Origin of the sequence: Sulfitobacter sp. (genome assembly GCF_036961165.1) — a bacterium.
Lineage (GTDB): Bacteria > Pseudomonadota > Alphaproteobacteria > Rhodobacterales > Rhodobacteraceae > Sulfitobacter.
Genome location: NZ_JBALVJ010000003.1, coordinates 1 through 22,068, shown reverse-complemented (window position 1 = coordinate 22,068; position 22,068 = coordinate 1). Strand labels below are relative to the sequence as shown.

At 58.9% G+C, this 22,068-nt stretch carries 25 protein-coding genes; 12 read left to right on the top strand and 13 right to left on the bottom strand.

Features of this window, described 5'->3' with window-relative positions; all coding sequences use genetic code 11:
• Positions 1 to 85: 85 nt before the first annotated feature.
• A complete protein-coding gene (locus V7730_RS02530) occupies positions 86 to 637 on the bottom strand; it encodes a hypothetical protein (protein WP_335746016.1) in 552 nt (183 codons plus the stop codon).
• Positions 634 to 1,545 (bottom strand): formate dehydrogenase accessory sulfurtransferase FdhD, encoded by a 912-nt coding sequence (locus V7730_RS02525; protein WP_335746015.1) that lies wholly within the window; start codon positions 1,543 to 1,545, stop codon positions 634 to 636. The genes V7730_RS02530 and V7730_RS02525 overlap by 4 nt, the downstream gene beginning before the upstream one ends.
• Before the next feature lie 23 nt (positions 1,546 to 1,568).
• Here V7730_RS02525 and V7730_RS02520 point away from each other — a divergent pair, with 23 nt between their 5' ends.
• The gene (locus tag V7730_RS02520) at positions 1,569 to 2,285 is read left to right on the top strand and encodes an AzlC family ABC transporter permease (protein ID WP_335746014.1); all 717 of its coding nucleotides are present in this window, start codon (positions 1,569 to 1,571) and stop codon (positions 2,283 to 2,285) included.
• Positions 2,282 to 2,608 (top strand): AzlD domain-containing protein, encoded by a 327-nt coding sequence (locus V7730_RS02515; protein ID WP_335746013.1) that lies wholly within the window; start codon positions 2,282 to 2,284, stop codon positions 2,606 to 2,608. Before V7730_RS02520 ends, V7730_RS02515 begins: the two co-directional genes overlap by 4 nt.
• Here the strand turns inward: V7730_RS02515 and V7730_RS02510 are convergent.
• The 5 genes from V7730_RS02510 to V7730_RS02490 form a co-directional block, all read right to left on the bottom strand.
• A complete protein-coding gene (locus V7730_RS02510) occupies positions 2,597 to 3,196 on the bottom strand; it encodes a hypothetical protein (RefSeq protein ID WP_335746012.1) in 600 nt (199 codons plus the stop codon). The two genes, V7730_RS02515 and V7730_RS02510, sit on opposite strands and share 12 nt — an antisense overlap.
• A 17-nt stretch (positions 3,197 to 3,213) precedes the next feature.
• Complete coding sequence (locus tag V7730_RS02505; protein WP_335746011.1) at positions 3,214 to 3,348, bottom strand: aa3-type cytochrome c oxidase subunit IV; 135 nt, start codon at positions 3,346 to 3,348, stop codon at positions 3,214 to 3,216.
• A gap of 102 nt (positions 3,349 to 3,450) precedes the next feature.
• Positions 3,451 to 3,915, bottom strand: coding sequence for a hypothetical protein (locus V7730_RS02500; RefSeq protein WP_335746010.1), 465 nt, complete (start codon positions 3,913 to 3,915; stop codon positions 3,451 to 3,453).
• A gap of 3 nt (positions 3,916 to 3,918) precedes the next feature.
• On the bottom strand, positions 3,919 to 4,965 hold the full coding sequence (locus V7730_RS02495) for an MBL fold metallo-hydrolase (RefSeq protein ID WP_335746009.1): 1,047 nt from the start codon (positions 4,963 to 4,965) through the stop codon (positions 3,919 to 3,921).
• Positions 4,965 to 6,680 (bottom strand): acyl-CoA dehydrogenase, encoded by a 1,716-nt coding sequence (locus tag V7730_RS02490; protein ID WP_335746008.1) that lies wholly within the window; start codon positions 6,678 to 6,680, stop codon positions 4,965 to 4,967. Before V7730_RS02490 ends, V7730_RS02495 begins: the two co-directional genes overlap by 1 nt.
• Positions 6,681 to 6,816: 136 nt before the next feature.
• On the opposite strand from V7730_RS02490, the gene V7730_RS02485 reads away from it, so the two are divergent.
• Entirely contained in the window at positions 6,817 to 7,761 is a 945-nt protein-coding gene (locus tag V7730_RS02485) for an L-threonylcarbamoyladenylate synthase (protein WP_335746007.1), read from the top strand.
• Here the strand turns inward: V7730_RS02485 and V7730_RS02480 are convergent.
• Positions 7,758 to 8,312, bottom strand: coding sequence for a YqgE/AlgH family protein (locus tag V7730_RS02480; RefSeq protein ID WP_335746006.1), 555 nt, complete (start codon positions 8,310 to 8,312; stop codon positions 7,758 to 7,760). The genes V7730_RS02485 and V7730_RS02480 overlap by 4 nt on opposite strands.
• 129 nt (positions 8,313 to 8,441) lie before the next feature.
• Between V7730_RS02480 and V7730_RS02475 the strand changes: the two genes are divergently transcribed.
• Entirely contained in the window at positions 8,442 to 9,248 is an 807-nt protein-coding gene (locus tag V7730_RS02475; protein WP_335746005.1) for a protein-disulfide reductase DsbD domain-containing protein, read from the top strand.
• Positions 9,249 to 9,255: 7 nt separating this feature from the next.
• On the opposite strand, the gene V7730_RS02470 is transcribed toward V7730_RS02475, so the two are convergent.
• The 5 genes from V7730_RS02470 to V7730_RS02450 form a co-directional block, all read right to left on the bottom strand.
• The gene (locus V7730_RS02470) at positions 9,256 to 12,915 is read right to left on the bottom strand and encodes an efflux RND transporter permease subunit (protein ID WP_335746004.1); all 3,660 of its coding nucleotides are present in this window, start codon (positions 12,913 to 12,915) and stop codon (positions 9,256 to 9,258) included.
• 3 nt (positions 12,916 to 12,918) lie between these two features.
• On the bottom strand, positions 12,919 to 14,370 hold the full coding sequence (locus tag V7730_RS02465) for an efflux RND transporter periplasmic adaptor subunit (protein ID WP_335746003.1): 1,452 nt from the start codon (positions 14,368 to 14,370) through the stop codon (positions 12,919 to 12,921).
• Positions 14,371 to 14,492: 122 nt separating this feature from the next.
• Positions 14,493 to 15,035 (bottom strand): molybdenum cofactor biosynthesis protein B, encoded by a 543-nt coding sequence (gene moaB / locus V7730_RS02460; protein ID WP_335746002.1) that lies wholly within the window; start codon positions 15,033 to 15,035, stop codon positions 14,493 to 14,495.
• 3 nt (positions 15,036 to 15,038) lie between these two features.
• A complete protein-coding gene (locus V7730_RS02455) occupies positions 15,039 to 15,644 on the bottom strand; it encodes a LysE family translocator (protein ID WP_335746001.1) in 606 nt (201 codons plus the stop codon).
• On the bottom strand, positions 15,641 to 16,417 hold the full coding sequence (locus tag V7730_RS02450; RefSeq protein ID WP_335746000.1) for a uracil-DNA glycosylase: 777 nt from the start codon (positions 16,415 to 16,417) through the stop codon (positions 15,641 to 15,643). The genes V7730_RS02455 and V7730_RS02450 overlap by 4 nt, the downstream gene beginning before the upstream one ends.
• A gap of 107 nt (positions 16,418 to 16,524) precedes the next feature.
• Between V7730_RS02450 and V7730_RS02445 the strand changes: the two genes are divergently transcribed.
• The 8 genes from V7730_RS02445 (at position 16,525) to V7730_RS02410 (ending at position 22,011) form a co-directional block, all read left to right on the top strand.
• Complete coding sequence (locus tag V7730_RS02445) at positions 16,525 to 17,463, top strand: aspartate carbamoyltransferase catalytic subunit (protein ID WP_335745999.1); 939 nt, start codon at positions 16,525 to 16,527, stop codon at positions 17,461 to 17,463.
• The gene (locus V7730_RS02440; RefSeq protein ID WP_335745998.1) at positions 17,460 to 17,969 is read left to right on the top strand and encodes a hypothetical protein; all 510 of its coding nucleotides are present in this window, start codon (positions 17,460 to 17,462) and stop codon (positions 17,967 to 17,969) included. Before V7730_RS02445 ends, V7730_RS02440 begins: the two co-directional genes overlap by 4 nt.
• A complete protein-coding gene (locus V7730_RS02435; protein WP_335745997.1) occupies positions 17,962 to 18,486 on the top strand; it encodes a hypothetical protein in 525 nt (174 codons plus the stop codon). Before V7730_RS02440 ends, V7730_RS02435 begins: the two co-directional genes overlap by 8 nt.
• A gap of 100 nt (positions 18,487 to 18,586) precedes the next feature.
• Positions 18,587 to 19,018 carry a hypothetical protein gene (locus tag V7730_RS02430; RefSeq protein ID WP_335745996.1) on the top strand — a complete coding sequence of 144 codons (432 nt, stop codon included), beginning with the start codon at positions 18,587 to 18,589 and terminating at the stop codon, positions 19,016 to 19,018.
• A gap of 160 nt (positions 19,019 to 19,178) precedes the next feature.
• Entirely contained in the window at positions 19,179 to 20,453 is a 1,275-nt protein-coding gene (gene pyrC / locus V7730_RS02425; RefSeq protein ID WP_335745995.1) for a dihydroorotase, read from the top strand.
• Positions 20,454 to 20,468: 15 nt separating this feature from the next.
• Entirely contained in the window at positions 20,469 to 21,077 is a 609-nt protein-coding gene (plsY, locus tag V7730_RS02420; protein WP_335745994.1) for a glycerol-3-phosphate 1-O-acyltransferase PlsY, read from the top strand.
• The gene (locus V7730_RS02415) at positions 21,074 to 21,358 is read left to right on the top strand and encodes a hypothetical protein (protein ID WP_335745993.1); all 285 of its coding nucleotides are present in this window, start codon (positions 21,074 to 21,076) and stop codon (positions 21,356 to 21,358) included. Before plsY ends, V7730_RS02415 begins: the two co-directional genes overlap by 4 nt.
• Complete coding sequence (locus V7730_RS02410; RefSeq protein ID WP_335745992.1) at positions 21,355 to 22,011, top strand: hypothetical protein; 657 nt, start codon at positions 21,355 to 21,357, stop codon at positions 22,009 to 22,011. Before V7730_RS02415 ends, V7730_RS02410 begins: the two co-directional genes overlap by 4 nt.
• The last annotated feature ends 57 nt before the right edge of the window (positions 22,012 to 22,068 follow it).

Below are 22,068 nucleotides of genomic sequence, written 5' to 3'. Positions count from 1 at the left end.
TCAAAAGCAGCAAACGGGATGCTGGGACGAGTGGCCCCGAACACAACGATGCATAGCAAGGCAATATTGAGGATGTACTCACTAGTCACGCCGCTGCCTCTCGCCAATCCTGCATCGTCTGCAATGCGTCTTCGGCGTCACGCGGCCCTGCAAACACACGTCGCGGCAGAGTTATAGACATGGACGAAATGCCAACAACAAGCACCGCCTTCCCGCCACGGACCAAAGCCACATCCCCCCATCCGCTGTGCCAGTGGCTGTTTTGCGTTATTAACGTCAAGCCTGCATCACCCAGCACTATGCTGTAGCCACGCCCGAATCTGGAATGAACCGACCGCCGCGCAATAATAAAATAGGTTTTGCGCATGAGCCAAAGCACAAACATCCCCGACAGCACGAATGTGACCGGCAGCGTGCCGGTGGGAAGATCTGAAAAATCCGCTCCGCCTAACAACTTGATGACTACCCATAGGGTAATCGTCATGCCCATAGGGGCGAAAAGACCAATAGTCGCAGCGTAAATCAGCATCAAGGCACGCTGCTTCGGCGCCAGTAAGGCGTGCCCCGCAATCGTCATCGCCTCGTATGTTTCAGCTGCAGACGGGGCGACATCAAGATGCCAGCGCGCATCGCTCATGGTGCGCTCTTGCGACCTGCGCGGCGCGGCTCGTCCGCGATCGCAGCAGGATCGGCGTCGCGCAGCAAACGCTCTTCGCCCGACAGACACATGAAGCGCCGCCCCTTCATCCGCCCGATCAGGGTCAGCCCGACCTGCTGGGCGATCTCCACGCCCCATGCGGTGAAGCCAGAGCGTGAGGCAAGCACCGGTATCCCCATCATCGCGGTTTTGATCACCATCTCGGAAGTTAGGCGACCTGTGGTGTAAAGAATCTTGTCCTCCGCACCCACCTTTTCGGACAGCATCCAGCCGGCAATCTTGTCCACCGCGTTGTGACGACCCACGTCCTCCATATAGACCAGCGGACGGTCCCCACAGCACAGCACCGTACCGTGGATCGCACCGGCTTGTAGATAAAGACTCGGCGTGCGGTTAATCTTGGACGACAGCTCATAAAGCCATGAGGTGCGCACCGGCGTCTGAGGTAACACAACGCCCTCCAACCCCTCCATCATATCGCCAAATACCGTGCCGACAGCGCACCCACTGGTGCGGGTCTTGCGACGCATCTTATCTTCGTAATCAGTCTTCCGCGCAGTGCGCACGACAACGATTTCAAGCTCTTCGTCATAGTCGACGCGTGTAATCTCATCGTTGGTACGCAGCATGCCCTGATTACGCAAAAATCCTAGTGCCAGATATTCGGGGTAGTCTCCAATTGTCATCGCAGTGACAATTTCCTGCGAGTTCAGGTAGATCGTCAGCGGGCGTTCCTCGACCACGTTGATTTCTTGGAGATTGCCATCGTGATCCAGCCCCGTGACCTTGCGCGTCAGGCGCTGCGCCTCTGGATCAGGAGCGATCAGATATTCGGAAAGATCTTGAAGTTCAGCCAATTGCGTCCCCCTCGGCAAACCGCTACGCATTGGCGGTAATCTAAGGGTATCGCATGACCACTACCACCCGCAAATCCCCGTACCGTCAGGGAATCATCGACGGCAGCCCGTTCATTCTGGTGATCATCCCGTTCGCGACCCTGTTCGGAGTGCTCGCGACAGAGGCAGGACTCAATGTGTTCGAGACGATGGCTTTTTCAATTGTCGTCATTGCAGGTGCCGCACAATTCACCGCGCTGCAATTGCTGCAAGAGAATGTGCCGACAGCGATTGTGCTGATTTCGGCGCTGGCCGTGAACCTGCGCATGGCGATGTATTCCGCCTCTCTGACGCCCTACATCGGAGCCGCCCCGCTGTGGCAACGCGCGCTTTGCGCCTACCTGACGGTGGATCAATCGTATGTCGTGGGCGTCGCCAAGTTCGAGCGTGAGCCAGACATGACGGTCAGCCAGCGGGTGCGTTATTTTCTAGGCGCTGTGACGCCTATTGTGCCCCTGTGGTATCTATTTACCCTTGTCGGAGCATTGCTGGGTGCGCAGGTGCCCGACAGTTGGGCGCTAGACTTTGCCATACCGATCACCTTTCTGGCGATGATTGCCCCGATGTTCCGGACGGCCGCCCATGTGATGGCCGCGCTGGTGGCTGTCATCGTAGGCTTGCTGGCCGCTGGCGTCCCTTACTCGCTTGGGCTGATTATTGCCGGCATCGCAGGGATGATGGCAGGCGCACAAACCGAAGTCTGGCTGGAACGAAGAGGAATTAAGACATGATCGAAACCAGCACACTCTGGACCGTGATCATCCTGCTTGGCATCGGCAGCTTCGGCTTGCGATTTGTCTTCACCGGTCTCGTCGGCGAACGCGCCATGCCGGACTGGCTGTTGCGGCACCTTCGCTATACCGCTGTGGCAATCCTGCCCGCGCTTGTGGCACCCCAGGTTGTCTGGCCTGCCGCCACTGACGGCGCCTTTGACATCCCGCGGGCAACGGCCGCTGCAGTTACGCTGGCAGTTGGCTTGCTTACGAAGAATGTGTTGATGGCAGTGCTGAGCGGCGCTGCAACGCTTTACGGGCTGCTTTACTTACTGGGGTAACGCCCTGACCCCATCAAGGACATTGCCCTCGTCGTCTTCATAAAGACGGGTCGTTCTAACGCCAGGAATCTGGCCCATTTGATCCATCAGCTTTGTCGGAGAAAATCCCCGCTTGATCGCCTGAAATCCGGGCACTTGCCGAAGCAAAGAAGATGTAGAGCTTGAACACATCGCACTTGGCACGGAACCGTTGGACTGCACCAGTTGCAAGGCACGCGCGGCTTGGGCCGGAGTGACGTCGATTTCCTGACTGACCACATGGAAGGACGAGCGCGCGTGCGCTGATTTATACCACCGCACCCACTGGGGCGACATTCCATACAGAACATCTCCACGCTCCGGCACGTCCTCATGCAAGAACGAGCCTGCAGGATCAAACAAGACCGACTGCGTGCTTTCCACCAACAGTGATGTGTGCGCACCTGCACCTGTGCGATTGTTAATCATCGTAATCAGGGTCAGCCGTGGCTGCCCGGAATGAGAATAAGCTGCGGACGCAATCGCTTCAGTTGGCGATTCCTTGCCCTTTTCGGTGCAACCCGCAAGCAAGGCAGCCGACAATGCGACTGCCAAGAAAGATTTAATCATTAAAACGAAAGCTCGAATTAGCGGGCGAAAATCGCCATAAAAATTAGGATGCCAATGATTGCAATGACCGCACGGGTCACAAAAGTGACAAAGCCGTCAAACGTCTTTTCCTGCGTGTCAGTGTTCATCGTGCCATGTTCATGTTCGGCCATCGGTGTGTCCCTTTCGTCATCTTCGACTATGCTGTGCAGCAGTTACGGCATTTTGCCCGCCCTGTCACGCCGGATTTGGTGGTTGTGCACAAGATGCCGCGCTTAAGCGTCGCCCTGCTCCAGATCCTGGATCAGCTTGAACCCGATCCGTCTGGGCGCCGCCGTCTCGACCGCTTTGGGCAGTGCACGAAACACGACGCTCAACTGGCTGACATGCTGGACAAGCTGCATTTTTCCGCCCGCCTGGTCCATGCCGTAGAACGTCACGATGTCAGGATCAAAATATCCCATGCCCTCAATTCTAAGAACGCCGGCATCCGTGCCTGCAAACCCCATGGCAATCTCGTGGCCGTCATCCAGCCCTTCCTCGAACTTCTTGAGATAGAGCACTGTGCGCTCATAAGCCCATTGAGCTGTCGATTTCTGCGCGACCGGCGTTTCTGCCACACACTTGGGTAGCGTTTGGCCCTCTGAGGTCTTTGCGTCGGGATCGGTGTGGACCTCATGCATATGTGGCAGCGCGTCCGCCTCAAATGCTTCGGCAGCGGTCTCAATCAGGTCATCCATGGCTTATTCCTTGCGCTGGTAAAGCCAAGCTCCATCCTCGCGCTGGGTACGGATAGCTAGGCCCTCCTGATGAAGGTGGCTCAAATGGGCAAAGGCTTCAACCAGCGCGAGGCCATATTCAGTCTCACCTATCGCTCTTTTGAACAGCGGCGGGAAAACTTCACCTGCGGCTTTAGGTGTATCGATGTACTCCAACAAGCGTTTCAGCGCCCCGTGGTGATTGTCGATCAACTGCCGCATCCGTGTGGGCAGACCAGTGAAAGGCAGTTTATGCCCCCCCAGAACCAGATGATCCGCGCGTCCCATCGGGGCCAACCGCTCGCACGCTTCCAGCCATTCACCAATTGGATCGGCCATAGGTTCGGTCGCGTAAACACCTACGTTGGGGCTGATCGAGGACAGGATCTGGTCACCGGCAATCACCAGATTGTCGTCACGGCTCCAGAAAGTCGCGTGCTCAGGAGCGTGGCCATTGCCCATATGAACCTCCCAAGTACGGCTCCCCATGGTGATGGTGTCATCCTGCTTGATCCGGGTAAAACCCAGCGGCAAGGGGGCGACGATATCGGCAAAGTTGAAGGGACGTTCGCCCGCGCGCTTGTCATAGATCGAGCTGTCCATGCCGGCAGAGCGATAGAAAGACAGGCTTTCGGCGTTTGGCACATCGTGCACGTCCAACGTCAGCATCCGCGCCGTCAGCCACGCAGTGCGTGTGGTGACAAGCTCGGCACCATGTTCGGTCTGGAACCAGCCCGCCAGCCCGACATGGTCGGGGTGGTGGTGGGTGACGACAACGCGGCTGACTGGCTTGCCGCCCAACGGGCCTGCCATAATTTTTGCCCAGATCTCTTTTGACTTCTTGGAGGCAAATCCAGTGTCGATGATCGTCCAACTATCCCCCTCGTCCAGCGCATAAACGTTCACGTGGTCCAGCCTCATCGGCAGAGGCAGTCGCATCCACAGCACGCCAGGCGCGACTTCGATGGCTTCCGCGCCACTCGGCGGGGTTTCCCACGGGTAGCGCAGGCCTTGGGGTGCTTGATCTTTCATCAGACTGCCAACTCTTCTGCTGAAAGGGCATAAAGATCTTCGGCGCCAGCCTGTGCATGTGCAAGCATCGCTGCATGCTCTGGCAACATCCGCTGGATGTAGAAGCGCGCAAGCTTTTCACGGGCACCGCCACGGTCCGCAACGGCGGCCTTAAGGTGCAAATGCGCGCCCAGTACCCGTGCAAATGCATGCAGATACGGCACAGCACCGGCGAAACGCTCTTGAAGGTCGGTCTGTGAAACAAGCCACTCTGTCGCCTCCCGCATGCTTTCACATGCCTCCCAAACGTCGCCCGCAAGGCGCGGGAAGATTGCGCGCGCTTCCTCGACATCCTCGGCGATTTCATCCAGCAGGGCCATTGCCGCCTCGCCGCCATCCATCATCTTGCGCGCAACCAAGTCCATGGCCTGAATCCCGTTCGTGCCTTCGTAAATCGCGGTTACGCGCACGTCACGGCAGAATTGCGCAGCACCCGTTTCCTCGACGAAACCCATACCGCCGTGCACCTGAAGACCCATATCAGCCACCGCGATGCCGGTATCTGTGCCAAATGCTTTGGTGATCGGGGTCAGCAGAGCGGCGCGGGCTTTCCATGCCTTGTCACCCGTCGCGCGCGCCATATCGATGGCAACCGCATTACACACTGCAATCGCGCGGGCCGCGAAAATATCGGCTTTCATGGTGGTGAGCATGCGGCGCACATCCGCGTGGCCCAAAATCGAATCCTTTGGGCCGGGCACCGGCGTTTTACCTTGCTTGCGGTCTTGCGCATAGGCCAGCGCGTGCTGGAACGAGGCATCAGCAACACCGATCCCCTGCCCGCCCACACCCAGACGCGCGTTGTTCATCATGGTGAACATCGCATCAATGCCGCCCTGCTCTTCTCCGACCAGCCAACCGGTTGCACCGTCATATTGCATCACGCATGTGGGGGAGCCGTGCAGGCCCATCTTATGCTCAAGACTTACCACACTCACGCCATTGCGCTGGCCGGGATTGCCATCCGCATCAGGCAGAAGCTTGGGCACCAGAAACAGGCTGATCCCTTTGACGCCCGCAGGAGCACCTGTCAAACGCGCCAGCACCAGATGGCAAACATTGCCGCCAAAGTCATGATCGCCCCAAGTGATATAGATTTTCTGGCCCGTAATCGCGAAAGTGCCGTCACCGTTGTCTTCGGCCTTTGTCGTCAGCGCCCCCACGTCCGAACCAGCCTGCGGCTCAGTCAGGTTCATTGTGCCCGTCCATTCGCCGCTGATCAGCTTGGGCAGGTAAAGCTCCTTGAGCGCGTCACTGGCGTGATGCTCCAGCGCTTCGATCTGGCCTTGCGTCAGCATCGGGCAAAGTTGCAGCGACAAACAAGCGCCGCTCATCATATCGCCAACTGCCGCCGTAAGCGCCATTGGCAGGCCCATGCCGCCATATTCGGGGTCTGCCGACATGCCGACCCATCCGCCCTCGGCAATCGCTTTGAAACCCTCGTCAAAACCGGGGGAGGTCCGCACAACGCCATTTTCGAGATACGCGCCATTCACATCACCACCGCGTTGCAGTGGAGCGAGCACTTCTTCACAAAGCTTGCCTGCCTCGGTCAGGATCGCGAGGGTGACATCAGGTGTCGCATCGCCAAACCGTTCAGTGGCGCGCAAGGCGTCCAAACCAACAACATGGTCAAACAGGAAATTGTAGTCTTCAACAGGGGCGCGATACGTCATAATAGTCTTTCTCACAAACTGGGGCGGTTCCGCGAAGCAAAGGCATCAAGCCAAACGGGATGCCTGTATATAGACGATGAACAGCCACCGGACCAAGCGCAATCAAAACGCCGCGTCAAAGCTACAGGAGCAGGCCATGTCCAAAGCAACCCTTCGCCTGCGCCCGGACGCAGACGGCTTGAGCCGCGCAGCAGAGTTGTTGTCTGATGGCGCGCTTGTCGCTTTCCCGACCGAGACTGTCTACGGCCTTGGTGCCGATGCCAGACAGGGCGAAGCCGTGGCCGCGATCTATGAGGCTAAAGGCAGGCCATCGTTCAACCCTTTGATCGTGCATCTTTCCGATTTAGCCGCGGTGCAGGCGCTGGTGGAGTGGAACCCGCAGGCCGATATCCTTGCCCGCGCGTTCTGGCCCGGACCGCTCACCCTTGTGCTGCCTTTGCGCGCAGACCACGGACTGTCCTCTTTGGTCACGGCGGGCTTGCCCACCGTGGGCCTACGCGTGCCTGCCCATCCAGCGGCGCAGGCGTTGCTCGCACGGTTTGGCGGTCCGGTTGCCGCACCTTCCGCCAACCCCTCTGGCCGGATCAGCCCAACTACCGCAGAACACGTGCTTGCGGGTCTGGATGGTCGCATCGCCGCCGTTCTGGACGATGGTCCCTGCACAGTCGGTCTGGAAAGCACCATCATCGGGTTTGACGGGCCACATGCTGTGCTGCTGCGCGAAGGTGGCCTGCCGCCAGAACCGATTGAGGCGGCGCTTGGTGCCCCCCTGATCCAGCCGACGGATACAACAATCACCGCACCTGGCCAGATGTCGTCTCACTATGCCCCGCGCGGCGCTGTGCGGCTTGATGCCACAGCCGCGCGCGCAGGTGAGCACATGCTTGGCTTCGGGGCTGTCAAAGGGGATCTTTCCCTGTCTGAAAGCGGTGATCTGGTTGAGGCTGCTGCGAATCTCTTTGGTCACCTGCACCAACTTGATACCTTGGGCGGACCAATCGCCGTGGCACCAGTGCCAATGAAGGGGCTTGGCCGCGCGATTAATGACCGCCTGCGACGCGCCGCAGCGCCGCGCGACTAAGCGCGACCAGCAGCCGAAGACAGGCTGAGCGGGTCAATCCCGATGCTGTGAAGCGCGGCATCCCACAAGGTCTCACGATCTGCCGCAAAAACCAGTTCAGGTGTTGAAGGCGCCGTCAGCCATCCGTTTTCCGCGATCTCGGCGTCTAGCTGGCCAGCCCCCCAGCCCGCATATCCAAGCGCGAAAAGAAACGGCGCGGGGCCACGGCCAGCGCCGATGTCTTCCAGAATGTCCTGCGTAGCGGTCAGCACGTAACCTCCCAGTATGACCAAAGGCTCGGGCGACAGGCGGTTTTCATCCATGTGAAGCACAAAGCCGCGTTCGACTTGCACCGGCCCGCCGAAATAAACGCGATCCAAGGGAGCGGTCTTTTCATGCGTCATGTCCATACGCTCAAACACATCGGCAAGCGTCATGTCTTTCATATATTTGTTGACGATAAAGCCCATCGCGCCGTCGTCCGAATAGGCGCTCAGAAACACAACCGAACGCGCGAACCGCGGATCGCCCATGCCCGGCATCGCAATCAAAAACTGCCCCGTCAAATCCATTCTGTACTCCAAACCACATCCTTACCCCCACTGTGACGAGCACGGATGAACGCTGCAAGCACCATCAACGAAACATGTCTGACTGACTTGTGACTTGGCAAACAGATCGGGCGGGGCCACATAAGATGCATGATAAAGCATCTTCTTCAGGCCACCGCTCTGTTTGCCCTTGTTTCACCTGCTCTGGCAGAAGATTCCATCGGCACGCCCGTGACGGCGCAACTAATAGACGGATGGCAGCAGGCGGACGGCACCCGCATCAGCGCCATCCAGCTGACCCTTGCGCCGGGCTGGAAGACCTATTGGCGCGCCCCCGGTGACGCCGGCATCCCACCTGAATTCAGCTGGAAAGGCTCACGCAATTTGCGCGGTGTCTCTGTAAGCTGGCCCACACCAAAGGTGTTCGAACAGAACGGCATGCGATCCGTTGGTTACAGCGATCAGGTGATGCTGCCCTTGGCGATAGCGCCAAAGCAGGCAGGTGCTCCGGTTGAGATCAAGCTGCACATGGATATTGGCGTGTGCAAAGACATCTGCGTGCCAGAGACCCTTTCGCTGTCGGGAACTCTGGACGCGCAAGGCAGCATACCAGTTGCCAACATCGCAGCGGCCTTGGCCGAACAACCCTACACCGCATCCGAGAGCGGCTCAAAAGGCGTAACCTGCGCGCTGAGCCCCTCCGAAGACGGGTTAAAGATCACTGCCAAACTCGCCCTACCCTCCACCGGCGGCCCAGAGCATGTGGTGATCGAAGCGGGAAGGCCGGATATCTGGGTCTCGGAACCGGTCACAAGCCGGTCTGGCAACATACTTACTGCTGAAGCCGAAATGGTATCAGGCGGCACGGTGGGCTTTGCCATCGACCGGTCCGCTATCCGCTTTACGGTTATCGGCTCTTCGCACGCTGTTGATTTACGCGGCTGCACGCCCGGCTGAAACGAATCTATTTCCCGACCACGATAGAGCGCTTGCGCAACAACATAGCCAGTGCCCCCAGCACATAGCCGGTCAGGGCCAGAACAGCCGCGCCGAGCACAAACAGAATGAATCCTGCAGCCATCGGCGACATGTCTGCCAGCATTGGTGCAAACTCTGCTACGGGCGCGTAGAGGCTGTCCCATATCGCCGCATGGCCCAGCGTGAGCGCAGCCCACCCAAGCACCAGAACCCAAAGAGCAACCAGCCCAAGTTGCAGCCCACGCGCCCGTGCATTAAGCCCGCGCCGCATGGCCGCGATCTGCCTTGCCACATCATTCTGCGCAGCGATCAGCGCAGGTACCACGAGCAGAACCAACAGCATCCCAAAGCCAAGGCCGTAAACTAGCGTGATAATCGTCGGCTTCAGAAACTGCGCCTGCTGGCTGCGCTCGAACAACAGCGGTGCCATGCCCAGAACTGTGGTCAGCGTAGTGAGCATGACAGGCCGCAAGCGATCCGCCGCCCCGTCGATTATGGACGGGAGCAAGCCACGCTCGGCCGCGTACTCGTCAATAGTTGTCACCAAAACGATGGAATCGTTGATGATAATGCCGGTCATGCCCAAAAGCCCCACCACGGTGAACATGCTAAGCGGGACGTCCCACGCGTGATGACCGTAAATCGTTCCAACAAGACCAAATGGAATGATCGCCATAACAACCAATGGCCGCGTCCAACTGCCAAAAACCCACGCCAAAACCAGAAAAATCCCCGTCAGACACAGCATCAGCCCCGTCAGCGCATCCGTGAGAAATTCATCCTCCTGCTCGCTCAGACCCCCGAGGCGGTATTCAACCTGCAACTCCGAGGCGATGCGCGGCAGGATATCTTCTGCCAGTGCCTGGTTGATTTCGGAGGCTCGCTCCGCATCATCTTCGGAGATGTCGCCCGTCACTGAAATGAGCCGGATGCCGTTTTCGCGCCGCACGGTGCTAAACCCTGTACGCTGCTGGACGCTCACGATATCGGCCAGCGCCACGTAGTTTCCCGCAGGCGTGCGCATCTGTGTGCGGTCCAGAAAATCGGCTGTAAGCTCGCCCTCGGGCAATTCGACCCGTATTGCGGCAGAGCGCGGTCCATCGGGATAGGTCGCCGCCTCAATCCCGCCCAGCCGATTACGCAGCACGCGACCCAACTCGTCAATGGTAAAGCCCAGCGCCTGCCCCTGCGGTGTCAGATCCAGGATGAGCTCTTCCTTGTCGTAGGCCAAATTGTCCTGCAAGGCGCTGACTTCGGGATATTGCAGCAGGGCTGACTGCAACGCTTCGGAGGCATCTTTCAGCGTCTGGGTTTCCGCTCCATAGAACTGTACATCCAGCGCGTCACCACCCGGACCAGAGCGCCAACCACGAAAGCTCACAGTTTCGGCCAGAGGGTGGTTCGCCACCTCGTCTTGCAGCTCCGCGACGAAAGAGAAGCTGGAATAGGGCCGCAAATCCGCATCAATCAGCTCAATCGAGATCCCTCCGAGCAGATCACCGTCTTTGCCTTCGGCGGCATCCAGCCCGCGTCCGCTGTTCCCGCCGATTTGCGCCATGACGTAATCAAGCGGGTTGATCCCATGCTCGGCCTCCAGCCGCGCGGCAACAGCATCCGTCGCGCGCTGCATCTCGCGCATCATCTCAATGGTATCGGCACGCGTGGCGCCTTCGGCCATGATAAAGTTACCAGTAACCGAGCCGCGTTCAGGTGCGTTGAAAAAGCGCCACTGCACATCGCCACGGATGAACAGGGAAATCTGGCTGGCCAGAACAACGATCACGCCAGCCAAAACAACATAGCGCGCAGCGATCACCCCCGCCATGAAAGGGCGAAACAGCCGCTCGCGCACCCAGACAAAACCGGCGTTCACCACGAACGAAGGTGTATCAATCCCGTGTTGCCCCACCGCCTGAACCAACACGCGCAACCGTGCCGGGCGGCTCAGCAGATAGCTACCTGCAAGTACCAGCGTCACCCCGGCAAGCGCTACCGCGCTGCCCGAGAGCAAGCCGTAGGTCTGCGCCACATCTGCCCCGGTCAGCCACAAAAACGCATAGATCACCCCGAAAATCAGCGCCGAGATCAGCGCTGTTACCACAATCGCAGTAACAACGCCGCCCAACATCAGCTTGACCAGTGAAAACTTTGCACGCTTCTCAATGCTTGCAAGCGCGTGATGCATATGGTTCGGCAAAATCAGAAAGCATTCGATCAACGAGGCGATGAGAACGGCGATCACGGTAAATGGTATATCCGCGATCAACCCGCCAAAGCGCCCACCAACAGCGACAAGCCCGAAAAACGCAATGACCGTGGTAAGAGTGGCGGCAAATACCGGCATCGCCATACGTTGTGCAGCACCTTCTGCCGCCTCTGCCGCGCTCATCCCACCAAGACGGTAACGGTGATCCGCATGTTCCCCCACCACAATGGCGTCATCCACCACAATACCCAGCGTGATGATCAACCCGAAAAGCGAGATCATGTTGATGGTCAGACCACCCAAATACATAAAAGCAATCGCCGCGCCCATTGCCACCGGGATGCCCGCCGCGACCCAGAACGCCGTGCGCGCATTGAGAAACAAAAACAGCAATGCCATCACAAGACCAAGCCCGACCAAACCGTTTTCAATTAACAGATCAAGACGACCTGTGATGGCCGCTGCACGGGTACGGATCAGCTCTACCGAGACGCTGGCAGGCAGGCTTGATTGCAGCTCAGCGGCCACCTTTTCGACCTGTTCCTGAATACCGATCGCATCGCCCCGATCAGAACGGTCCACCCGCACGGTCATCGCCGGATTATCGCCGACGAAAAAGCTCATGTCGCGGTCAACGCCTTCGGACAGGACAGTGGCGACATCCCCGACCAGCAGTTTGAATCCGTCGGCATTGGAGCGTAGAGTGATGCCTGCAATCTCTTGCGGTGTGCGTTTGGCCGTGCCGGTCCGGACCCGCGCATTCGCACCATCCACATCACCCGCAGGATCGGCATCAACCTCTGCGGCGATTACCGCAGCTATCTCGGCCATGGTTACGTCATAAGAAATTAGCTTAGACGAGGGGACCTCGACCAGTGTTTGCGGGGCCGCAACCCCCTGAATGGTGGTGCGGGTTACCCCCGCAGCAAATAGGCGCGTCACGAATTCATCAGCAAAACGGCCCAATTGTTCGGGCGCGACGGGGCCGGTGATCACCACATCCGTCACACGGTCGCGCCATGCGCCGCGCCGGACGTTCGGCTCTTCGGACTCTTCGGGCAGGGTCGTGATGGCATCGATCGCAGTTTGCACATCCGCAGCAGCGCGCGCCATGTCCCAATCCGGCTCAAACTCCAGCGTGATGACACTGCTGCCCTCGCGCGAGGAACTGCTGGAGCTTTCCACCCCCTCAAGCCCTAGCAGCGCTGTTTCCAACACCTGACTGATCGCCTCATCCACATCTTCGGCGCCCGCGCCCGTCCATACTGTGCTGACCGAGACATTGTCCACGACCACGTCTGGGAAAAACTGCGCACGCATGTTGGGGGCAGCAGCAAAACCCGCCACCAGCATCAGCACCAGCAGGAGGTTGGCCACAGTTTTGTGGCGCGTGAAATAAGACAGGATACCGCCTGCCGTTTGGGAAATTGCGCGCGCCATGGCTTAGCCCCCCATCCGGCTTTCGATCCGCTTGACCATCTGCGCCGGGACCTGCGGCTCAGCCAACTGGGCCAAAACACGAGCCTTGGCTTCCTCCGGCATACGTTTGTTGCCCTCAACAAATGCCACCAGCTTGGCGCGACGTTCCTCTGTCAGTTCCAACATTTCCGGTTCTGTCGATTTCTGCGCGCCCTTGCGCATCGGCTTCACCGCGATACCCGCACCCAACAGGGGCGAGCGTGCCTCGACCACTTCACGACCCAGAATATCGCCGCGCACCAGCACGTCATCGCCAACCCTGCGCAGCACTTCGACGCTAGCCGCTTCGAGACGGTCTTCAGCACCCAACACCAAGACATTGTCGGCCGCATCCACCGCTGAGGCGGGCAAACGAATGGCATTCTTAAGTGCGGGCTCTTGCACCCGCACAGTGACGAAATCCCCCAGCTTGAAACCTGCTGCTGCCCCAAGCGAAGCGAATAGCAGTCGGCCTGTCAGCCCCTCGCCCGCAGCAGCAGAGGTGCGCGTCACTATACCGCGCGCTTCGAGGTCGACGCCAGCAACGTCCAAAGTGACACGCACGTCGGACTTCAGGATCGCACCACGTTCGTCCAGCAGCCGCGCATATTGTGCAGTAGACAATCGGAAAGACACCTCCAGATCATCGGGATCAATCAGCTCCGCCAGCCGCTCATTTGCGCTGACCAGTCGGCCTTCAACCACGGTGGTTGCACTAAGTGTCCCGTCGAAGGGCGCGGCAAGGATCGTTTCATCCAGCCTGCGTTGCGCCTCGGCAAGCGCGATTTCCACGCGTGCAGTTGACGTCGCCGCCTGATCCACGCGCGCCTCGGCCTGCGCAAGAGCCTGACGCCGCGACAACACCGCCTGCCGCGCAGCAGACGCCGCGAGTTCGGCCGTTTCCGATGCGGCAGCGGTGCCCACACCCCGCCCCGCAAGATCAACCTGACGCTTGGCGGCGCGATCCCGCAACTCTGCCTGATCCTGCGCCGCAGCCAATTCATCGCGCGCCAACCCAAGGCCCCGCGCGGCATCGCGCGCCTCAGCCCACGCATCGGCCAGATCGTTCTGCGCGCGCTGTACTGCGGCTTCGGCATCAGCCGGATCAAGCCGCACCAGAACATCGCCAGCACGCACTGTGCCGCCGTCCTGAAACTCTTCAGCCAAAGCAATCACGCGTCCCGCTTCTGCCGCGCGCAATTCTAGCGTGCGACGGCTGGCGATCTCGCCAAAGCTCTCAAGAACAGGGGTATGGGTTCCGGCTTCAGCCGTGATGACGTTCACCGTAAAGACCCGCTCACGCGCGGGCGGAACTTCTGGACTATCGGACATGCGGGTCTGCACCGCCCCCCCGATCATCTGCACCGCCCAGACCAAAAGCCCAAGCGTCACAGAGGCCAGAAACAGGCCGATCATACTTTGTCTTAGAAAGCGCATATTCAATCCGATATGGTCATTACGTCATACAACTTAGTGCCTCGAAAATGAGTGCCACACAAATTTATACGCGCGACGCTCGGATTTCCGTCACTTTTTCGGAAACGGGCGCAATTACCGCTCTATTTCCGGCGATGATGCTCATCCAGACGCGGCAGGATTTCTACAAAGTTGCAGGGCCGGTGCCGGTAGTCGAGCTGCATTTTCAGGATTTCGTCCCACGCATCCTTGCAGGCACCAGGGCTGCCGGGCAGCGCAAACAGATAGGTTCCGTTGGCCACGCCACCCGTGGCGCGCGACTGCACAGCGCTGGTTCCGATTTTTTGCATCGACACGATAGTGAAGATAGTCCCGAACGCATCAATCTCTTTCTCATAGACATCGCGGTGCGCCTCAACGGTTACATCGCGGCCCGTCAGGCCGGTCCCGCCGGTAGAAATCACCACATCAATCAGCGGATCAAAGCACCATGCGCGCAACTGCGCTGCAATCTCCGCCCGTTCGTCCTGCACAATTTTGCGGTCCGCCAGATGATGCCCTGCTGCTTCGATCCGTGCGACCAGCACATCGCCCGAGCGGTCCTCAGCCAAGCTGCGTGTGTCGGACACGGTGAGCACCGCAATCCGCGCAGGGATGAATTCTTTGGTCTCGTCAATTCTGCTCATCTCTTACTCCATCACAGCCAGCCGCGCGGCCAGAGCGGTGTAAATACTGCCGGTAATATAGCCTAGCACCTTGCTCGACCCGACAAGCCGCGCGCCCAATGTTCCGGCGAAGGCCCCGACCAGTCCATTGATCACGAAACCACCCAGCGCGATCATCGCGCCAAAAGCCAGGAATTGCAAAAGCACCGGCCCTGCCTCCGGCACAACAAACTGCGGAATGAAGGCAAGAACGAACCAGATTACTTTGAAATTGCTTAAGTTCGTGAACAGTCCTGCACGAAAGGCGCGCAGCGGTCGCATGCCTTGCGCGCCTGCTTTCATCTTGCTGCTGCGAAATGCCTGCACGGCAAGATACAAAAGATACCCCACACCGATCCAGCGGATCACATCGAACGCCCAAGGGAAGGTCGCAACAACCGCGCCCAACCCCAGACCCGCCACCGTTACATGCACCAAAGAGCCTGCGCTGACGCCAGCGCTCGCGGCCCAAGCTGACCCCCGCCCAGATCGCATGCCCTGCGCCAGACACAGCATCATATCCGGTCCCGGCGTGACATTGAGGGCCAAAGCCGCGGGCACAAAGGCCAAAAGGATAATAGGATCAATCATTTTCGAACAGCAGCTTTCAAACTTAACAAATCAGCCCAAGCGTCACGTTTCGCATCAGGATTGCGCAGCAGATACGCTGGGTGGAACATCGGCAGCGTCGGTTTGCCCGACACCTCAAGCCACTGACCGCGCAGGCGTGCGATACCCCGCTTGCCCAGAAGCGACTGACAGGCCCAATTTCCCATAAGTACCAGCGCCTTGGGGTTGGCCAACTGGATGTGACGTTCAAGGAACGGCTTCATCATCGCGACTTCTTCCGGCTTCGGATCGCGGTTGTGCGGCGGGCGCCATGGCAGGATATTGGTGATGTAGACGGGCGCATCCTTACGATCACGGCCCATATCGATGGCTGAAAACATCCGGTCAAGCAACTGCCCTGACGCGCCCACAAAGGGACGACCGGTTCGATCTTCGTCGCGGACCGGCGCCTCACCCACGATCATCACGGGCGCACCGGCGATGCCATCAGAGAATACCATATTGCGCGCGCCGCGTTTGAGGTCACACAACTCAAAGGCAGTCATAGCCTCTTGCAACGCCTCCAGCGTGTCAGCCGCCTGTGCTGCCGCATGCGCCTCAGCGACGGCGTCGCGCTCTATTGTTTTGACAGGTCCTCTGGTCAAATGCGGCTTTGCCGCCTGCTGGTTCAACTTGGCCAGCTTTTCGGGCAAGGCATAGCGGTCCACGGCGACATCGCCGATGCACTCATCCGCGCCCAGCTCAATCTGCCACTCCAAAAGCGCGCGCGCTGTGTGAAAGTCCACTGATTCCATTCCCGTACTCTACGCGTGCTCACTCCGGATCGAAATGCCTCTCGCACCGCTTCTTGCCCGCCTGCCCTCGCATCCCTATAACGGCGCAAACAGCGTAAGGTTTCGACATGAGTTTTACCCACCGCCACCTGCTTGGTATCGAGCCGCTGCACCCCTCCGAGATCACAGCAATTCTTGATCTTGCAGACACCTATGCAGAATTGAATCGCCAGCCGAACAAGCACGGCTCCGCCCTGAAGGGCCTCACCCAGATCAACATGTTCTTCGAGAACTCAACGCGGACGCAAGCCAGCTTTGAGATCGCAGGGAAACGTTTGGGTGCGGACGTGATGAATATGGCCATGCAGGCGTCCTCCATCAAAAAGGGCGAGACCCTGATTGATACGGCCATGACACTTAATGCGATGCACCCTGATTTGCTGGTTGTGCGTCATCCGCAGTCCGGCGCTGTGGATTTGCTCGCCGAGAAGGTGAACTGCGCTGTGCTGAACGCGGGTGACGGGCGGCACGAACACCCAACGCAAGCGCTGCTGGATGCGCTGACGATCCGCCGTGCCAAAGGGCGCCTTCACCGCCTGTCCATCGCGATTTGCGGCGACATCGCCCACAGCCGTGTGGCACGCTCCAACATCATTCTGCTGGGCAAGATGGAAAACCGCATCCGGCTGATCGCGCCTCCGACGCTGATGCCCTCTGGCATTGGTGAATTCGGCGTTGAGGTCTTCGATAATATGGAAGAAGGCCTTAAGGACGTGGATGTTGTCATGATGCTCAGATTGCAAAAAGAGCGCATGGATGGCGGTTTTATCCCCAGCGAACGGGAGTATTACCACCGATATGGGTTGGATGCAGAGAAGTTATCCCATGCCAAGCCTGATGCAATTGTCATGCATCCTGGCCCGATGAACCGCGGTGTTGAAATTGACGGCACGCTGGCCGATGACATCAACCGCAGTGTCATTCAGGATCAAGTTGAAATGGGTGTGGCGGTGCGCATGGCCGCGATGGATCTGCTGGCGCGCAATTTGGCAGACAGTCGCGCATGAGCACATCAGGCTTCTGGGATGACGTATTGGAGCAGGACGAGAACCTGTTGTGGGCAGGCCGCCCCAAGCCGCACCTGCATTGGCGTAACTGGCGGCTTTACGGGCCTGCGCCAATGGCCGCCGCCGGCCTACTGGCTACGGCATGGTTCATTCTGGCAACCTATGGAACAGCAACGGATATGTGGCTGCTGGTGCTGCCTGCCCTGCTAGTACTCATCCCACTGCGTGCCACCGCCCAGCAACTCAATGAATATGCAGCGACCCGCTATGCGCTGACGGACAAGCGCGTACTTTTCTTTCACGTCGGCAAAGGCGAAACCCGTGTGAAAGTGCATCCGCGCACTGCCATCATTCCTCCAAAGGTGACAAACACTTCGCCGCCCAGCGTCACCTTTCTGCGCTACAAAGCCAAAAAAGTGCATGAAATTGGATTTGAGTTTATTGAGGGCGTGGACAGCCTTTTGCCGTTTCTGACACCTCAGAAGGTAGGTCACCCCCATGATTGAGATTGCCAAAACCGAACATGGCGTGATCCGCGTCTTTGCTATTTCACGACCAATGTCCGAAATGGCGCGCATGCTTAAAAAGAAACCGAAGAAACCGCTTGCGTCCACCCTGCTCAACCATCCGGTAGAGGATGATGATTTCGAACTATTCGCGCTTTCCGACCTCACGGGTGTCGGGCTCCCTCAGTACCTGTCGGACGGCTATGACGTTGATAGGGATGCCGTCCGTGCAGACCGCGCAAAGCTTGAGGCGCTGGACGGTTATGTTTTGTTGCTTTTCTCACGGGTGAGCAATGACGCGGATGTGATGCTGGACCCGGTGCATGATCTCACGCTCATCGGTAGCTACGCGGAACCGAAAGCCCTGCACGCCACGACCCCGATCGCCGCACAGGCGGCCAAGCCCTACTCCGGCATGTTGCCATCGCCCAAAGCGCCTGGGCGTTCGCGCGCGGGCAGCGCTATGACCGCGCTGACTGTGCTGCTCGCACTTCTCATTATATGGTGGATACTCTGATGCAAGAACCCAAACCCGATCCCAAGATGTCCGGCCGCATTGCGATGATCGCCCTGCTTGTGGCCTTTGCTGTCGCTGGCAGCATGGTCTGGATGGCGGGATGAGCGAACCGCTTGCAGCATGGTCGCCCGCGCTGCCGGTTTTTATCCGCCGCAGTTTGATTGTCGGCGTGATCACCTTGTGCGTTCTGGCCGCTGCTGGTTGGGCGATTGGTGTAGCCACAGGGTCATGGGTGGTGCTTTATGTGGCGCCAGTGCTGGTGCTGGTTTATAATATGGGGTTTGAGGACCCGTCGCGGTGGCGCATTGCACGGCAGAACCGCTGGTATCTGCGCTCTGACGCGATTATCCACAACGGCCCCGAGGGTGAGGCCCGCATCCCGCTGGCTGACATCGAAGATGTGCGCACAAGACTGGGCTGGAGCGTGGTCCTATTTCTCAAGACAGGATTGCGCGTGCGCATCGCCTATGTCGCAAATGCGTCGGATATCGCGGCCCAAATCCTGGCCGCGCGGGAACGACTGGTGCCATGAGCGTATCGCGGGGCGGCATACTGACAAAAGGTCAAACCATTCACCGGACCGCATTTGATAGAGCGTTTTTCCGGCCATGTGGACCGATCCACTTCTTCGCCCACATTGACGATGTGGGAAAAGTGTACCACCTCATGCAGCAGATCCAGAAAGAGACGCCATGACGCTTCATTTCATCAATGCCACCCTGATTGATCCGGAAAACGGGACCGAGCAGACAGGCTCCCTCAGCGTGGAAGGCGGGCGCATAACGGCCGTAACGGCTGGCGGTATCGCTAACCCTAAGGGGCAGGTCATCGACTGCGGTGGCAAATACCTTGCGCCAGGCATTGTTGATCTCGGCGTAAAAGTTTGTGAACCCGGCGAGCGGCACAAGGAAAGCTACCGCTCTGCCGGATTGGCAGCAGCCAAGGGCGGTGTGACCACGATGATCACCCGACCTGATACAACCCCCGCAATCGACAGCCCCGAAACGCTGGAATTCGTCACCCGCCGCGCCAATGAGGCCGCACCGGTCAATGTCTTGGCCATGGCCGCGCTGACCAAAGGCCGCGAGGGCCGAGAGATGACCGAGATCAGCTTTTTGATGGATGCCGGTGCCGTTGCCTTTACCGATTGCGACCATGTCATAAGCGATACGCGGGTATTCTCGCGCGCGCTAACCTATGCGCGCAGCCTTGGTGCGCTGGTCATCGCCCATCCGCAAGAACCGATCCTCAGCAAAGGGGCCGCCGCAACATCGGGCAAGTTCGCCTCCTTGCGTGGCTTGCCAGCGGTCTCACCCATGGCCGAACGGATGGGGCTGGACCGCGACATTGCGCTGGTCGAGATGACGGGTGCCCGCTACCACGCTGACCAGATCACAACAGCGCGCGCGTTGCCGCCACTAGAGCGGGCGAAACGGAACGGACTGGATGTGACCGCAGGGATCGGCATCCACCACCTGACGCTCAACGCGCTGGACGTGGCCAACTACCGGACCTTCTTCAAGCTGAAGCCACCCTTGCGCGATGAGGAAGACCGGTTGGCAATGGTCGAGGCCTTGGCGTCTGGATTGATTGATATCGTCTGCTCGATGCACACGCCACAGGACGAAGAAAGCAAACGTCTACCGTTTGAAGAGGCCGCCTCTGGCGCTGTGGGTCTGGAAACGTTTCTACCCGCTGCCCTGCGCCTCTGGCATGCCGAGATGATCACACTGCCGGAGCTTTGGCGGGCTATGTCGTTCAATCCTGCTAAGCGGTTGGGCTTGCCCTCCGGTAGGCTCGAAGTAGGCGCGCCGGCGGATTTGGTGCTCTTTGATGCCCACGCCCCCTTTGTGCTGGATCGCTCTACTTTGCTATCGAAATCGCGCAATACGCCATTTGACGGTGTGCGCATGCAGGGTAAGGTTCTGTCTACTTATGTGGCCGGCGCTTGCGTCTATACTGTTTGAACTGGAAATATCACTATGCCTTTGATTGAAAGCTCTTTGACCGTTTTACTGCTCTGGGCGGTGATCGGATACCTGCTTGGCTCAATCCCGTTTGGTGTTGTCGTCGCGCGCGCCATGGGGCTGGGCAACCTGCGCAATATCGGGTCGGGCAATATCGGGGCCACCAACGTGCTGCGCACCGGATCAAAGCCAGCCGCAGTTGCGACATTACTGCTGGACGGCGCAAAAGGCGCGGTGGCGCTGTTGCTTGCCCGCGCAGTGTCGGGCGAGGATGCGGCGCAGCTTGCAGCGCTGATGGCGATGATCGGACACTGCTACCCTGTCTGGCTCAAATTCAATGGCGGCAAAGGGGTCGCCACCTTCCTTGGCATTCTCTTGGCGTTGGCCTGGCCTGCAGGCATTGCGGCTTGTCTGGCGTGGCTCATTGGCGCAGCGGTGTCGCGCATGTCTTCCGTGGGCGGGCTCCTGGCGGCTGCATCTTCCAGCATTCTGGTCATGGTGTTGGGCTTTGGCTCCGCCTATCTGCTGTGCGTACTTCTGACACTCATCGTCTTCTGGCGTCACCGCGCCAACATCGGCCGCATCCGCGCAGGTACAGAACCGAAAATCGGCCAAAAGGGGTGAGGTCAGCCGCTCCTGCCGGATTTGGTGCCGCAGTGCGCGCCATTCCACAGGGAACGTCCACCGGACAGGCCAACGGGACCCGCTACACAGCGGCCCGTTCTGATTTCAACAATGGCCTGTCGATCAAGCTGGAGGCAGAAGCGCTGGACGGGTCGGACTACATCAGTCTGAACTTCTATGATCTGGCAAGCGGCCCACAACTTGCACCTTGTGAAATGCCTCACACCAAAGTCATTGCCTTCGTAACGCGCTATCAGCCAGAGTTGGAGAGCCACCTATGAAACCGATTGTCCTTCTCTGCGCAGCCCTGCTAGCCGCGCCAGTTAGCGCAGAGACATTCAGCGTCTCATTGGGTGGAAAAGCGCTGGGGCAACTCAGCTATTCCGAGGTCGGTAACAAAAGCACGCTAAGTTCTACGGTAGACAATACACCTTTGGGCGTTTTCAACGGGACCTTTACCGGCACAAGCACCGGCAGCAGCGCCAAAAGCCTATTTACCGGAGACAGCCGATCATCGCGCAAGCAGCGTGTTGTAAAGGTCAACCTAGCGAAAGGTCGCGCGACCAGCACCGATGTCACGCCCGCTGAAGAACAGACCGAGCTTTCCGATGTGGCGCGCGTACCAGCAGACGTAATGGACCCCGTCCGCGCAATGGGTCAACTGTTCCGCGCCAAGGGATGCCCCGCGCCAATCCAAATGTATGACGGGCGCCGCGTTGTCTCAATGCGCTCGGACATCGGGACGAAAACGGCGGGCACGCTGACCTGCAACCTACGCTATAAGGTGATCGCAGGGCCGGGCCATCTGTCGCCGCTGGGCATTTCGTCGGCCAAAATGCAGCTGAGCTATTCAATTACCGACGGTGGGCAAAACCTGCAACAAATGAAAGTCTCTTCCGGCATTTTCGGCATCCGACTCGACCGGGAAAACTGAAGCGGTCCTGCTTTTTAGGACAGTTTTGCGGCTTGGCTAAGATGCATCTGGTGTGTG